This window comes from Pseudomonas sp. WSY_20 (assembly GCF_043104335.1).
Taxonomy (GTDB): domain Bacteria; phylum Pseudomonadota; class Gammaproteobacteria; order Pseudomonadales; family Pseudomonadaceae; genus Aquipseudomonas; species Aquipseudomonas parafulva_B.
Genome location: NZ_JBICKP010000060.1, coordinates 89,775 through 103,481, shown reverse-complemented (window position 1 = coordinate 103,481; position 13,707 = coordinate 89,775). Strand labels below are relative to the sequence as shown.

The following is a 13,707-nucleotide window of genomic DNA, read 5'->3' as shown; positions in this document are numbered from 1 at the left end:
GCCGAAACCACCTGGTTTCGACCGGACCTAACTGGAGCCTTTGACATGACCACCAACAAAGAGAACCTTGAACTGCAAGTCCTGCCTGACATGAACCTGTTCGTGTTCCCGGACACCATGAGCGAGGTTAACCGTAGCGCGGCCAAGGCCTGCCACGCCCTTGCTACCCAGGGCGCCAATAGACAGCACCACCCGATCCAGGAAACCCAAGCCTGGTTCAACCAGTACGTGTTCCTGATGTCGAAGATGGGTTGGACACCCACGCGCGTTGATGTGCAGCGTATTACCCAGAGCGACAGGCACCTGGAAATCAGCAACCTGGTTGGCAAGGGGCTGCAGGCTGCCTGTGGCGCCTTTACCGGCGACGTGGCATCGGCGCTGGAAGGGTTGGGCAAGACCGTCATTTCCGCACTGGCTGCCAGCACCAAGAATGTCGAATTGCTGGATCGCAAATCCGTGGAGGATGACCGCAACAGCCTGAGCCTGAACAAGTGTGAGCAGACCGGTGCTGGCCAGGTCGCCATGATGGTGAGCGCAGTCCAGACCGATGCCAAGCCTGATAAGAAAGCCAACTACCTGTTGGCCAAATGGGAGAGCAGCGGCACCACCAACTACGCCTGCGGTGCCGTACTGAATCTCGATCAGCGCCAGTACGAGAAAGTACGCGCCGTGGTTGAAACCAAGCTCGACGACAACGCCCTGGAAGTGTTGCTGGCCCTCGAAATCTAACCTGTCGGTCTGACTCACCGGGGCCTTGGCTTCGGTGAGCCTGGAGGGTGCATCAATGGCAAATAACTACAGCGTGTGGCGCAATGGCAACAGTCTGGTGCTCGTCGACAAGACCATCAGCGAGTCTTGCAGGCACGATATGCTCAATATCCAGCTGGCGGCCTACCTGGCCGCGTGCAATGGCGGTGTCTCCGGGGCTGATGGTGACAGCTGGCTCAATGAATACATACGTGTGCAGAGCAGTTTCGGCTGCACGCTTGCTACGCTGCGGTCGCAAACCATATCCATGGTGCCGGTTGCCGCTTTCAAGCCTTGGGACATGCTTTGCGACAGTCTTCTTCAGGCTACGCCTCACCGTCTTCGCGAAGCTGTCGCGCAGTGTCTGGCAGCCTGCGCCAGCAGTGAAACACGCGATGACCGGACGGGGGAGCGCTGGGATCTTGGCGAACACCCTGGCGACACTGGTCTGAACTACGCGCATGCCGAGGTTCGGTTGGTGCTGCCTGAGTATTCCATCATCAGCACTCAACTGAACCTGGGGAGTCGAGAGCCTCTTGATTCTGATTGGCTCTGGCAACTGTTCGACCCTCAGGCGGTGCAGGTGTGCTGGCAGTTCCAGGGGCAATACTTGATCGATTCCAGGCGTATGAACCTCATCGGTCCGGGGCTGGCAAAAAAACTTCAGGGCAAGCTGGCCCATCACCGCAGCGAAATCAGCGTGCAGGAGCTCAACCATGACTAACACCGACGCATCATCTATCGCCGGCCAGCTGGTCCACAGCAGCGTGCTGGTCTTTCTGCCAGGCGTATGCCCGCAAGCACGTTCAGACATACTGTTGGCCAACGCCTTTGCGCAGCAGGTGGCATGGGGGGATTCGAAAGACGGTCTCGAACCTGACTGGTTCAGGAATTACTGGCGCAACCTCGCTGCCCTTGGCTTCGATGGCAAGCTGGCGCCAGTAGGGCGGCGGCCCGGGCCTGACCGAGGCAGCCTTGCTGCGCAGGCAGTCGAGCACATCAGCCAGGCGAGCTCTCCACGCCTGGCCGAAGCGGCCAACCAGGCGCTAGAGGCCCTACGTCGAGATGACAAGGCGCTGAGACTGTTCAGCGCACATTCGACCGTGGGCACTCAGGCGCGCGTGCAGTTGTTGCCCTGTGCTCAGCAGTCGAATGGTTTTATCGACATGGTGCTGCTGCACATGGATATCTCGATGAAGACAAGCACCAGCGATTTCCTGTTCATGGGCGCAAGCAACGGGATCAGTGTGAGAGACCTGCGACTGGAAGTGATCCATTTCAATCTGCAAGGGTTCCGTGAGGATTATCGGCGCAGGGCAGAGGCCAGTGTTGCGCGAACGGCCGAGCGTGTCATCAGGGATCTGGTGCTCTAGTTGCGCGGCCAACTGCCGTCAGGGCCCATGCCCTGATCAGCATTGGCCGGCTGTTGGCTGGACCAGTGTTGGATCAACTCTCGCAGTTGGGACAATTCGACGGGCTTGGCCATATGGCCGTCCATGCCGGCTTGCTTGGCGCGGTCCTTGTGCTCGGCGAGGATATGCGCGGTCAGTGCAACGACGGGCGTGCGCACGCGCTGGTTGGCGGCTTCCCATTCGCGCAGGCGCCTGGTTGCCGAGAAACCATCCAGAACCGGCATTTCGCAATCCATGAGCACCAGGTCATAGCGCTTGGCTTTCATCGCTTCAAGGGCTTCTTCGCCGTTGGAGGCAGTATCGGGCTGCAGGCTGAGCTTGCCGAGCATGCTGCGGATGACCTTGGTCGAAATGGTGTTGTCCTCTGCGACCAGCACGCTGAAATCTGGGGGCAGGTCGAGGGCCTGGGGCTGGCCTGGTGCAACAGCCGGCAGCGCCTGCTCGCGGCCGCGTTGAGCCAGTTCTTCGGCCAGCGTGGTCTTGAGCGTGTAGCCAGCGACCGGTTTGGCCAGTATCCGCTTGATCCCGGCATTACGGGCGATGATCTTGCTGGGGGCGTTGCTGATACCGGTCAGCATGACCACCAGGATGTCGTGATTGAGGCTGGGGTCTTCCTTGATCTTGGCGGCCAGTTGCATGCCGGTCATGCCGGGCATGTTCTGGTCCAGGAGCACCGCGTCGAAGTAATCGCGAAGGTGAGCCTTGGTACGCAGCAAAGCCAAGGCTTCCTTGCCTGAAGGCACAGCGCTGACATTCATGCCCCAGGCGCTGCACTGTTGGACCAGTACCTTGCGGCACGTGTCGTTGTCGTCCACCACCAGTACCCGCGCGTCGCGCAGCGGCCCGTCCAGGTCGGCCGGAGGTTGCTCGAGGCAGGCTGGGTCCAGCGGCAAGGTCAGCCACAAGGTATTGCCGGTGCCGGTGCTGCTCTTGATGCCAAACTCCCCATGCATCAGGCCAATCAGCTGCTTGGCGATTACAAGCCCCAGGTGGCCGCCCAGCCGATTGCTGGACAGGAAGTGCCTGCTGTGCAGTTCCGCCTGCAGCAGCGCCTCGCGATCGGCTGCCGGCAAGGGGTCGCCGCTGTCCTGTACCGCGATGCGCAAGCGGGGCACCTCGCCGCGCTGGTCCAGTGCAACGACAAGCAGAATTTCCCCCTGGTCGGTGTTTTTCAGCGCGTTTTCCATCAGGCTCGACAGCGCCTGGCGCAAGCGTGTGGGGTCGCCGCTGACCACACGGGGCACCTGGGGCTGGGTGAAGCTGATCAGCTCGATGTTCTGCTGCTCGGCCTTGGCCCGAAAGATGTTCAAGCAGTCTTCGATTAGCGCGTTGAGGTCGAACTGGACATCGTCGAGTTCGATCTGACGGGATTCGAGCTTGGAGATATCGAGTATCTCGTTGATCAACGTGAGCAGCTCGTTGCCCGCGCTGTGAATGGTCTGAACGTAATCGCGCTGTTTGACGGACAACGGCGTGCCCAGCAGCAGTTCGGTCATGCCCAGCACGCCGTTCATGGGGGTACGTATTTCGTGGCTGATCTTGGCCAGAAATTCGGCCTTGGCGTTGATTTCGGCGTCACTGGCTGCCAAGGCGCGGCTGACACTGAAGCGCTCCTCATTGATGCGTCGCAGCCGGTCGCTGACAGCCAGGTTCAATAGCAGCCCGCTCGCCACTGCCAGCCCCAACAGAATGCACAGCAACCATGGCGTGGGGGTGCGTGTAAGTCCAAGCAGGGCAGGCAGCAGCACCAGCCCGCCAACGTTGAAGATGATCATCGCCAGACCGAACAAACGGGCGGGTGCGTAACCGCGGTACCAATGGTAGCTGCTGACCACCAGCATCGTGACACTGCCCAGTGCCATCAAGGCATAGGTCATGAGATTGAGCGGCAAGGTGTCGATGAACAGCAGCACGATCCCGCTCACGCCCACCAGCAGCATCTCGCCGCTCAACAGCCGGTTAAGGCGCGGCGAGTTGCGTGGTGCGAAGAAGTGCTGGGTGAAGTACAGCCCTGCCAGCCCCGCCAGGACCAGCGTAAGGTACGCCGCTGGCGTCTGGGCGCTGTACCACACATGCCACCATGGGCCGCTGAGGTTCAGCAGGATCAGGCCGCTGAGCAACATCAAGCCATGGTAGAACGCCAGGATCAGTGCAGTGCTCGAGCGGCTGTAGATGAAGCGAATCAGGTTGTGCAGGATCAGCATCACCAGGCCACCGAACAGCATGCCGAACAGCAACGGCTGGGTCTGATTGGCGGCGGCGCGCGCAGCGGGCTCAAGGCTGATGGCCGGGCGCAGCTGGTGTTCCGATACCAGGCGCAGGTAGATATCCAGGCTTTGCGTGCTGTTGGGCAACGGCAGCACGTGGTCGCTGCCGCGCAATGTGGGGTTGGCACTGCCGGTTTGGCGGCCGTGATGCAGGTGGCGTATCAGCTTGTCGCCTTGCAGGGCGTATAGGTCCAGACCAGAAAGATCAGGCGCGAAGACGCGCAGCAGTTGTTCCTGCTCACCGGGCTCTAGGCGGTAATGCAGCCACAGGGCCTGGTCGGGGGGCGCCGCATCGAGTTCTGCCAGCTCCAGCGGGCTGAACTGGTTGCGATAACGGTCCGAGCGCACGTCGCTCAGTTGCAGGTTGCCTTGTTCGTCGAGCAGCAGCGCCCAGCCACTGTCATGCTCCGCCATCGCGGGGAACATGCAGATCAGGGTCAGCAAGCTGACGATCAACGCTGAGGCAATCCGGAGCCGGCGCACTACGAAATCCCTTCTTGGCCCATGTGCGGGGTGCTAACTATGCGCGGCGTTTGGAGTTGAAGGCAAGGCCCGCGGGCACGCCAATAAGCCGGTTGCCGTGCGCCCGGCTGCACAGGTCCGGGCGCCTCGACGGTGCAGCGATAAAGCGGTTATTGCTCGCCACGTTCCCGGGCAATGGCCCGGTAGCCGATGTCGGTCCGGTAGAAGCTGCCGTCCCAGGTGATCTGCTCGGCCAGGCGATACGCTTGCTGCTGAGCGGATTCGACGGTCTCACCCATGGCCGTGGCGCACAGCACGCGCCCCCCAGCGGTAACCACGTCACCGTCCTTCAAGGCAGTGCCCGCATGGAATACCTTGCCTTCGATTTTTGCGGCCGCCTCCAGGCCTGAAATGGCTGCGCCCTTGGCGTAGTCACCAGGGTAGCCGCCTGCGGCCAGCACCACACCCAGACTAGGGCGTGGGTCCCACTGCGCCTCGACCTTGTCCAGGGCCTTGGCAAAGGCTGCTTCGATGAGCAGTACCAGGCTCGACTCCAGGCGCAGCATGATCGGCTGGGTTTCCGGGTCGCCGAAGCGGCAGTTGAATTCGATGACCTTGGGGTTGCCCGCCTTGTCGATCATCAGGCCTGCATACAGGAAGCCGGTGTAGACATTGCCTTCTTCAGCCATGCCGCGCACGGTCGGCCAGATCACCTGATCCATGACCCGCTGGTGAACCTGGTCAGTGACTACAGGGGCAGGGGAGTAGGCACCCATGCCGCCCGTGTTCGGGCCGCTGTCCTGGTTGCCGACGCGCTTGTGGTCCTGGCTGGTGGCCATGGGCAGCACGTTGTGGCCGTCGACCATGACGATGAAGCTGGCTTCTTCGCCATCGAGAAATTCCTCGATGACCACGCGCGAACCCGCTTCACCAAAGGCATTGCCCGCGAGCATGTCTCGCACGGCGGCTTCGGCTTCTGCCAAGGTCATGGCGACGATCACGCCCTTGCCAGCGGCCAGGCCATCGGCCTTGATCACGATCGGCGCGCCTTTTTCCTGCAGGTACGCCAAGGCCGGTTCGATCTCGGTGAAGTTCTGGTAGTCGGCCGTCGGGATCTTGTGGCGGGCCAGGAAGTCCTTGGTGAACGCCTTGGAACCTTCCAGTTGGGCAGCGCCATGGGTCGGGCCGAAGCAGTCCAGGCCACGGCTGCGGAACAGGTCGACCACACCGATGACCAGTGGCGCTTCCGGGCCGACGATGGTCAGGTCGACGTTCTTCTCGGCAAAGTCAGCCAGTTGCTCCAGAGCGCAAACGTCGATGGCGACGTTCTCGCACTTGGCCTCGATGGCGGTGCCAGCGTTGCCTGGAGCCACGAAGACTTTTTCGACGCGTGGGTCCTGGGCGACTTTCCATGCCAGGGCGTGCTCACGGCCGCCGCTGCCGATGATCAAAACTTTCATGTCAAAACCTCTAGATCTGTCGAGCAAAAGGCTGTGCCTCTCGCTGTGCCAGGTCGCACCGCAGCAGTTGCCTGCCTGGGTGCGGCCGATTGCCCTGAATCAGTGGCGGAAGTGGCGCATGCCGGTGAACACCATGGCGATGCCGGCTTCGTCAGCGGCAGCGATTACCTCGGCGTCACGCATCGAGCCGCCGGGCTGAATGACCGCGCTGATGCCGACCTTGGCCGCATTGTCGATGCCATCGCGGAACGGGAAGAATGCGTCCGAGGCCATGACGGCGCCCTGCACCTGCAAGCCGGCATGTTCGGCCTTGATGGCGGCGATACGGGCGGAGTTGACGCGGCTCATCTGGCCCGCGCCAACACCGATGGTCTGGCGCTGCTTGGCATAGACGATGGCATTGGATTTGACGAACTTGGCCACTTTCCAGGCGAACACCAGGTCGTGGATCTCTTGCTCGGTGGGTGCACGCTGGGTGACGATCTTCAGGTCATCGGCGTTGATCATGCCGATGTCACGACTCTGGACCAGCAGCCCGCCGTTGACTCGCTTGAAGTCCCAGCCGGCAGCCCGCTCCGCTGGCCACTCGCCGCATTCGAGCAGGCGCACGTTCTGCTTGGCTGCAACCACCTCGCGCGCAGCCTGGGAGATCGTCGGTGCGATGATCACCTCGACGAACTGGCGCTCGACGATGGCTTTGGCGGTTTCGCCGTCCAACTCGCGGTTAAAGGCAATAATGCCGCCGAAGGCCGATTCGGTGTCGGTGGCGTAGGCCAAGTCGTAAGCTTTGCGGATACCGCCTTCGTCTTCAGGCACTACGGCCACGCCACACGGGTTGGCATGCTTGACGATGACGCAGGCCGGCTTGACGAAGCTCTTGACGCACTCGAGCGCAGCGTCGGTGTCGGCCACGTTGTTGAAGGACAGCTCTTTGCCCTGCAGCTGCACGGCAGTGGAAATGCTGGCTTCGCCTTTCTTGGCTTCCACGTAGAACGCCGCGCGCTGGTGCGGGTTCTCGCCGTAGCGCATTTCCTGGGCCTTGACGAACTGGGTGTTGAAGGTGCGCGGAAAATCGCCGCGTGCCTCGGTGCTCAGGGTTTCCCTGGCCTGGTCCACGGTGCCCATGTAGTTGGCGATCATGCCGTCGTAGGCGGCGGTGTGTTCGAAGGCCTTGAGCATGAGGTCGAAGCGCTGGGCGTAGGTCAGACCGCCGGCCTTCAGGCCCTCGACGATGCTGGCGTAGTCACTGGCGTTGACCACGATGGCCACGTCCTTGTGGTTCTTGGCAGCCGAGCGGACCATGGTCGGGCCGCCGATGTCGATGTTCTCGATAGCGGTCGGCAGGTCGCAGCCAGGCTTGGAGATGGTGGCTTCGAAGGGGTACAGGTTGACCGCCACCAGGTCGATGGGCTTGATCCCGTGCTCGTTCATGATCGCGTCGTCGGTACCGCGACGACCGAGGATGCCGCCATGGATCATCGGGTGCAGGGTCTTGACCCGGCCATCCATCATTTCGGCGAAGCCGGTGTAGTCGGCCACTTCCACCGCGTTGACACCGTTGTCCTTGAGCAGCTTGTAGGTGCCGCCGGTGGACAGTATCTCGACCCCGAGCAGTTGCAGCTCACGGGCAAATTCGAGGATACCGGTCTTGTCGGAGACGCTGATCAGGGCGCGGCGGACTGGCAGGCGGGTAGTCTGGTCGGTCATTTCGGGTTCCAATAACGCGGTGGAGTCAGCAAAAAAGGCGTCTGTGTTGAGACAGGCGCCTTTTTCGATCGGGATTCTGGCTTACAGCAAGTCGTATTGCTTGAGCTTCTTGCGCAGCGTGCCTCGGTTCAACCCGAGCATCTCGCTGGCTTTGGTCTGGTTGCCCTTCACATAGCTCATCACGCTTTCAAGCAGCGGCGCCTCGACTTCGGAGAGCACCAGGTTGTACACGTCCGTGACGGTCGCGCCTTCGAGGTGGGCGAAGTAGTTGTGCAGCGCCTTCTCGACGCTGTCGCGAAGGGTCTGGCCCTCTTCGCTTGGCGTGTTCAGGTGCTGTTTCAGGTTGGCGTTGTCGCTCACGGGCGTTGTTCCACTCACAAATGTTTCGGTCATCATCGTCATGCGGCCACCCCTTGTCCGTCCTCTGTCTCAAGGCTCTGTCGACGTTCACTGAAAAACGCGCGAACGTTGGCGCACTGCGCTTGTGTGTCTTCCAAAGCGTTGAACCGGGAGCGAAACTCCTTGCCGCCGGGTCGTGTCGCCAGGTACCAGCCCACGTGCTTGCGGGCGATTCGCACGCCCATTACATCGCCGTAGAAGGCGTGCAGGGCGGCCAGGTGCTCTAGCAGGATGCGTTCCACCTCGTCCAGCTGCGGCGCTGGCAAATGCTCGCCAGTGCGCAGGTAATGCTCGATCTCGCGAAAGATCCAGGGCCGCCCTTGAGCGGCACGGCCGATCAGCAGGCCATCCACGCCCGTGGCGTCGAGCACTGCCTTGGCCTTTTCCGGCGATGTGATGTCGCCGTTGGCGAAGACCGGGATGGACACCGCTTGCTTGATAGCGGCGATGGTGTCGTATTCGGCTTCACCGGTGTACAGGTCGGCGCGTGTGCGGCCATGCACCGCAAGCGCCTGGATGCCAGCCTGTTCAGCGATCTTCGCCACGTTCAGGCCATTCTTGTTGGCCCGGTCCCAGCCGGTGCGGATTTTCAGCGTCACCGGAACGTCCACGGCGCCCACGACGGCGTGCAGAATTTCGCTGACCAAGGCTTCATCTCTCAATAAAGCAGAGCCTGCCGCCTTGTTGCAGACTTTTTTTGCCGGGCAGCCCATGTTGATATCGATGATCTGGGCGCCCGCGGCGACATTGGCCTGTGCAGCCGCCGCCATCATCTGTGCATCGCCGCCGGCGATCTGGACCGAGCGGGGCTCGGGATCGCCTTCGTGGATGCGGCGCAGGCTCGACTTGCGGCTGTTCCACAAGGACAGGTCGCTGGAGACCATTTCCGACACCACCATGCCTGCGCCCATGCGCTGGCAAAGTGTTCGGAACGGCTGGTCCGTGACCCCAGCCATGGGTGCGAGGATCAGATTATTGCGCAGTGTATAAGGGCCGATGCGTACCGCCGACATAGGTGTTCCCTGTTGTGGGGCCGAATCTTGAGGTTCGAAAAAGGGTTGGCATGATACCCGCTCTGGATGACCGGATAAAGATGGATTTGGATAAAATCTGAACAACTGCGGGTTGCCGCCCCTGCACCTTGGGCTCCGGGTCGTCAGACCCGGACAAGCGGCATCATGGCCGGCGTGCCGGCAGCGTATCGGGTAGGCCGCCTGGGTTTATTCCGGCGAGCGAAAGCTCAGGCTGTAGTTCACCGCTCGCTGACCTGGGTCGAGAATATCCAGCGCGATGTGGATCGGGGTCTGGCTGGGCATTTCGCCGCGTCCGGCCAGCTCCCCGGACAGGTATTCGGCCGGTTTGAAGCGGCGGCTGGCGATCAGTTGGCCGTTGAGGTCCGAGAAGCGCAGTTCGAGCAGTGGAAACGGTTGGGCGAAAGGTGCGCGGTTATAGATGATGGCGTCCACGATCAGCGCCCCTTTGAAGTCCGGGTGGCTGCGCACCACCAGGTTGCTGCTCTTGATCCGGTTCACATCGACGCGAGAGGGGACCTGGCAGCCCACGACCGGGCACACCTGCTCGAACAGTGGGCGATACTGGTCCTGTCGGGACAGCTCGTCGAAATGGAACCACACATACTGCAAGGCTAGCGTGGCGGCAGCGATCAGCGTCAAACCACCCCATAACAAACGCTTGCCCCAGGCCGGGGCCGGTTTCTCCCAGCCTAGTTGCAGCGGGTCGTCCACCACATCCACCAAGGGTTCCTTGCGCCTTGGGCGTTCGACCTTGTCAGTGACTTCAGGCTCCAGACGCCCCATGGGCAACGGCGCCTCGTCGAGTTCATCGTCGGCGCGCAGGCTAGTTGCCAAAGGTTCGTCGTCGTGCGCGGTGAGGTCGGCAATCGACACATCGTCATCGTCATCGGGGCGCAGCGGCGCTCCCAGTTTCGGCTCATCTTCATTCGTAACGATGCTGCCCAGCGGCGGCTCACCTTCTGCATCGGTGTTCAGGTCAGCGGTGAAGGTCGGCTCGGTACGCGCCTCGCGCCGTGAATCTGCCTGGGGGGCGGGCTTGAGCACGGGGGCGGCATCAGCCTGTTCCGGTTCAAACGGCTCGCCGGCTGCAGTGCCGAAGACCTCGTCCGGGTGATCCTCTGTGTCCTCCTCGTGACGCCGTGCCTGCAGCCCGGGCGTCTGGTCGGCCTCACGCACCTGTACAGGCGCGTGGCGGCGTTCCAGGCGCTCCAGTTCCTTGTCCAGATCGAGTTCGTCCAAGGCCTGGGCGGTCTGGGCCCAGGCCTCGTCGTCCGGGGCGATGGGGTGCCCTTGCACGGGGGTGGGCGCGGCAGGCGACGGCGCTGCCTCGGTTGCCGGCAGCGGGTTCGCCTGAGGGGGGGCGCTGCGGTTCTGTGCCAGCAGCTGCTTGGCGGCATTGAACACTTGCAGGCACTGGCCGCAACGCACCACGCCACGGGCCACGCTCAACTGGTGGTGGGTGACACGAAAGCTGGTCTGGCAATGCGGGCACTGGGTGACGAAACTGTCGGTCATGCGGCGATCCGGAGGCTGTGCTGAGGGCTATTCTAGGTTCGACTGGCGGCGGCGACCACTGATTCGCACCCAGCCATCGCGAACGACGATGGGGTCCAGGTCGAAATCGGCAGCGTAGGCGGCAGCCACTTCTTCACCTTGTTCGGCGAGGATGCCCGACAGCGCCAACAGGCCGCCCGGGCGAACCAGGCCGCTGAGTTGCGGTGCCAGCGCCACCAATGGCCCGGCCAGGATGTTGGCCACCAGCACGTCGGCCTGCATGGCAGGCATGTGCTCGGGCAGGTAGAGCGCGAACAGCTCGTCGGCAATGCCGTTGCGCCGGGCATTGTCGCGAGAGGCCTCGATGGCCTGCACATCGATGTCCGTGCCTACCGCTTCGCGCGCGCCCAGCAGCAGTGCAGCGATGGCCAGAATGCCCGAGCCACAGCCGAAGTCCAGGACCTGGGTGCCTTGCAGTTGCTGACCGTCGAGCCATTCAAGGCACAGCGCCGTGGTGGGGTGCGTGCCCGTGCCGAACGCCAGGCCAGGATCGAGCAACAGGTTCACGGCCTCCTTTTCCGGGGCATCGTGCCAGCTGGGCACGATCCACAGCCGGCGGCCGAAGCGCATCGGCTGGAAGTTGTCCATCCAGCTGCGTTCCCAATCCTGGTCTTCGATCACTTCGGCCTGGTGCTGGGGCAGCTCGACCCCCGTCAGCAGGTGCAGGTGCGCGAATACCTGCTCGGGGTTGGTGTCGGCCTCGAACAGGGCCAGCAGATGGGTGTGCGACCACAGCGGCGTGGTATTGAGGTCTGGCTCGAAGATGGGTTGATCTTCGGCGTCCATGAAGGTGACCGACACCGCGCCGACTTCCAGCAGCGCGTCTTCGTAGGTTTCGGCTTGTTCCGGGCTGATGGCCAGACGTACTTGCAGCCAGGGCATGGCGTGTACCTTTGATAGATCCAGAAGGGCAGCCCAAGGCTGCGCGGAAGCCTGGCAGTTTACGCGAGTGCGTGGGGTTTGTAGAGACGCCTGCGCCTGCCAGGTGCCGGTGCCTAAACAAAGCACAGGGACAGGGATTCGGCCCGGTAGGCGGGCTTGTCCTCGTCTTTTATCTCCAGTGTGGCGATGGCCTTGAGCAACCATTGGCCGGGGCGCTTTTGCTGCACATCGGCCAGCTCGACATGCAGGCGCACTTGGCTGTCGACCTTCACCGGCTGGATGAAGCGCACGCTGTCCAGGCCGTAGTTGACGACCATTTTCAACCCCTGTGGCAAGACCAGGATGTCTTCGATCAGCGCAGGTATCAGGGACAGGGTCAGAAACCCATGGGCGATGGTGCAGCCGAACACGGTCTGCGCCGCTCGCTGCGGGTCGACGTGGATGAACTGATGATCGCCAGTCGCCTCGGCGAAACGGTCGATACGCTGCTGGTCGATGGTCAGCCAGGCCGAGTGGCCGAGGGACTTGCCGATGTATTGGGTAAGCGCGGTGACCGGCACTAGCGGCATGGTGAGCCTCATGGGTATTAAATGGTACGTGCGTGCAAGATCAACACGCCCGGCCAGGCCGGTCAAGTTGCGCTCGGCGCTGGCAGCGTGCCCATGCTTATAATGAGCCGCACGCCTGAAGGAGAACGTTATGCTGTTGCGGGGTTTGACCTGGCTGGTGCTGTTCCAGCTGTTGGGGACGGCAGTCAATCATCTGTTGGTTCCCGTCTTGCCGGGGCCGATCATTGGCCTTTTGCTACTGCTGGGCTTTCTGATGGTGCGCGGCGAGGTGGGGGCCCCCCTCAATGAAGCTGCCGGCAGCCTGCTGCGCTACTTGCCGCTGTTGTTGGTGCCTCCTGCCGTGGGGGTGATGGTGTATGCCCGCGACATCGCCGCCGACTTCTGGGCCATTGTCGGCGCGCTGCTGATTTCCTGCCTGCTGACGCTGGTGGTAGTGGGCGTGCTGATGCAGAAACTCATTCATCGTCAGGCCCGGCGCGAGGACCAGCCATGATGCTCGACTGGCAAGGCGCAGTGAATGCAGTGGTCCACCACCCGTTGTTCGGCATTGGCGTGACCTTGGGGGCCTATCAGCTGGTGCTGGCCGGGTATGAGAAGACCCGTTGGATCTTCCTGCAGCCGGTGCTGGTGTCGATGGCGCTGGTCATCGGCGTACTGCTGCTATGCGGCATCGACTACGTCGAATACCGCAAGAGCACCGAAATCATGAACATCCTGCTGGGCCCTGCCACCGTGGCCTTGGCGGTGCCGCTGTTCCTGAACCTGCGCCGCATTCGTCAGTTGTTCTGGCCGACCTTGACTACGCTGGTACTCGGAGGCCTGTTCGCCACGGTGTGTTGCCTGTTGCTGGGGTGGTGGTTTGGCGCCGAGCACATGATCCTGATGACCATGGCACCCAAGTCCGTCACCTCGCCCATCGCGATGCTGGTAGCCGAGCAGATCGGTGGGGTGGCGGCGCTAGCTGCGGTCTTCGTGCTGATTACCGGGGTGATCGGGGCCATTTTCGGGCCTGCCTTGTTGAGCCGCTGCGGTGTGCTCAGCCCTGAAGCGCGGGGCATGTCCCTGGGCATCACGGCCCACGCGGTCGGCACCTCGGTGGCCTTGCAGGAAAGTGACGAATGCGGCGCCTTCGCCGCGCTGGCGATGAGCCTGATGGGCGTGGCAACGGCAGTGTTCCTGCCGCTGGCCGTCAGCCTGGTGGCTTGAGGAGTGAT

At 62.4% G+C, this 13,707-nt stretch carries 13 protein-coding genes; 5 read left to right on the top strand and 8 right to left on the bottom strand.

Annotated elements, in window-relative coordinates; all coding sequences use genetic code 11:
- Window positions 1–45 precede the first annotated feature (45 nt).
- The 3 genes from ACF8E5_RS14995 to ACF8E5_RS14985 are packed head-to-tail and all read left to right on the top strand — an operon-like array spanning window position 46 to window position 2,120.
- On the top strand, window positions 46–729 hold the full coding sequence (locus ACF8E5_RS14995) for a hypothetical protein (RefSeq protein ID WP_058638221.1): 684 nt from the start codon (window positions 46–48) through the stop codon (window positions 727–729).
- Between the two features lie 55 nt (window positions 730–784).
- Window positions 785–1,471 carry a hypothetical protein gene (locus ACF8E5_RS14990; protein ID WP_196185794.1) on the top strand — a complete coding sequence of 229 codons (687 nt, stop codon included), beginning with the start codon at window positions 785–787 and terminating at the stop codon, window positions 1,469–1,471.
- Window positions 1,464–2,120, top strand: coding sequence for a hypothetical protein (locus ACF8E5_RS14985; protein WP_145253628.1), 657 nt, complete (start codon window positions 1,464–1,466; stop codon window positions 2,118–2,120). Before ACF8E5_RS14990 ends, ACF8E5_RS14985 begins: the two co-directional genes overlap by 8 nt.
- On the opposite strand, the gene ACF8E5_RS14980 is transcribed toward ACF8E5_RS14985, so the two are convergent.
- The 8 genes from ACF8E5_RS14980 to ACF8E5_RS14945 all read right to left on the bottom strand — a co-directional run bounded on the left by ACF8E5_RS14980 (window position 2,117) and on the right by ACF8E5_RS14945 (window position 12,493).
- On the bottom strand, window positions 2,117–4,909 hold the full coding sequence (locus tag ACF8E5_RS14980) for a response regulator (RefSeq protein ID WP_392475464.1): 2,793 nt from the start codon (window positions 4,907–4,909) through the stop codon (window positions 2,117–2,119). The genes ACF8E5_RS14985 and ACF8E5_RS14980 overlap by 4 nt on opposite strands.
- Window positions 4,910–5,058: 149 nt before the next feature.
- The gene (gene purD, locus ACF8E5_RS14975; protein ID WP_392475463.1) at window positions 5,059–6,348 is read right to left on the bottom strand and encodes a phosphoribosylamine--glycine ligase; all 1,290 of its coding nucleotides are present in this window, start codon (window positions 6,346–6,348) and stop codon (window positions 5,059–5,061) included.
- Window positions 6,349–6,447: 99 nt separating this feature from the next.
- Window positions 6,448–8,055: a bifunctional phosphoribosylaminoimidazolecarboxamide formyltransferase/IMP cyclohydrolase gene (gene purH / locus ACF8E5_RS14970; RefSeq protein WP_058638216.1), complete on the bottom strand. Its 1,608-nt coding sequence runs from the start codon at window positions 8,053–8,055 to the stop codon at window positions 6,448–6,450.
- A gap of 81 nt (window positions 8,056–8,136) precedes the next feature.
- Window positions 8,137–8,457, bottom strand: coding sequence for a DNA-binding transcriptional regulator Fis (gene fis, locus ACF8E5_RS14965; RefSeq protein WP_023534526.1), 321 nt, complete (start codon window positions 8,455–8,457; stop codon window positions 8,137–8,139).
- Window positions 8,454–9,467: a tRNA dihydrouridine synthase DusB gene (gene dusB, locus ACF8E5_RS14960; protein ID WP_058603523.1), complete on the bottom strand. Its 1,014-nt coding sequence runs from the start codon at window positions 9,465–9,467 to the stop codon at window positions 8,454–8,456. Before dusB ends, fis begins: the two co-directional genes overlap by 4 nt.
- Window positions 9,468–9,674: 207 nt before the next feature.
- Complete coding sequence (locus tag ACF8E5_RS14955; RefSeq protein ID WP_392475462.1) at window positions 9,675–11,003, bottom strand: DUF3426 domain-containing protein; 1,329 nt, start codon at window positions 11,001–11,003, stop codon at window positions 9,675–9,677.
- A 27-nt stretch (window positions 11,004–11,030) separates the two neighbouring features.
- Window positions 11,031–11,924 carry a 50S ribosomal protein L11 methyltransferase gene (gene prmA, locus ACF8E5_RS14950; RefSeq protein WP_196124432.1) on the bottom strand — a complete coding sequence of 298 codons (894 nt, stop codon included), beginning with the start codon at window positions 11,922–11,924 and terminating at the stop codon, window positions 11,031–11,033.
- A gap of 113 nt (window positions 11,925–12,037) precedes the next feature.
- On the bottom strand, window positions 12,038–12,493 hold the full coding sequence (locus tag ACF8E5_RS14945) for a MaoC family dehydratase (RefSeq protein WP_058603526.1): 456 nt from the start codon (window positions 12,491–12,493) through the stop codon (window positions 12,038–12,040).
- Between the two features lie 130 nt (window positions 12,494–12,623).
- Here ACF8E5_RS14945 and ACF8E5_RS14940 point away from each other — a divergent pair, with 130 nt between their 5' ends.
- Complete coding sequence (locus ACF8E5_RS14940) at window positions 12,624–12,986, top strand: CidA/LrgA family protein (RefSeq protein WP_023534554.1); 363 nt, start codon at window positions 12,624–12,626, stop codon at window positions 12,984–12,986.
- Window positions 12,983–13,699 carry an LrgB family protein gene (locus ACF8E5_RS14935; protein WP_392475461.1) on the top strand — a complete coding sequence of 239 codons (717 nt, stop codon included), beginning with the start codon at window positions 12,983–12,985 and terminating at the stop codon, window positions 13,697–13,699. The genes ACF8E5_RS14940 and ACF8E5_RS14935 overlap by 4 nt, the downstream gene beginning before the upstream one ends.
- The last annotated feature ends 8 nt before the right edge of the window (window positions 13,700–13,707 follow it).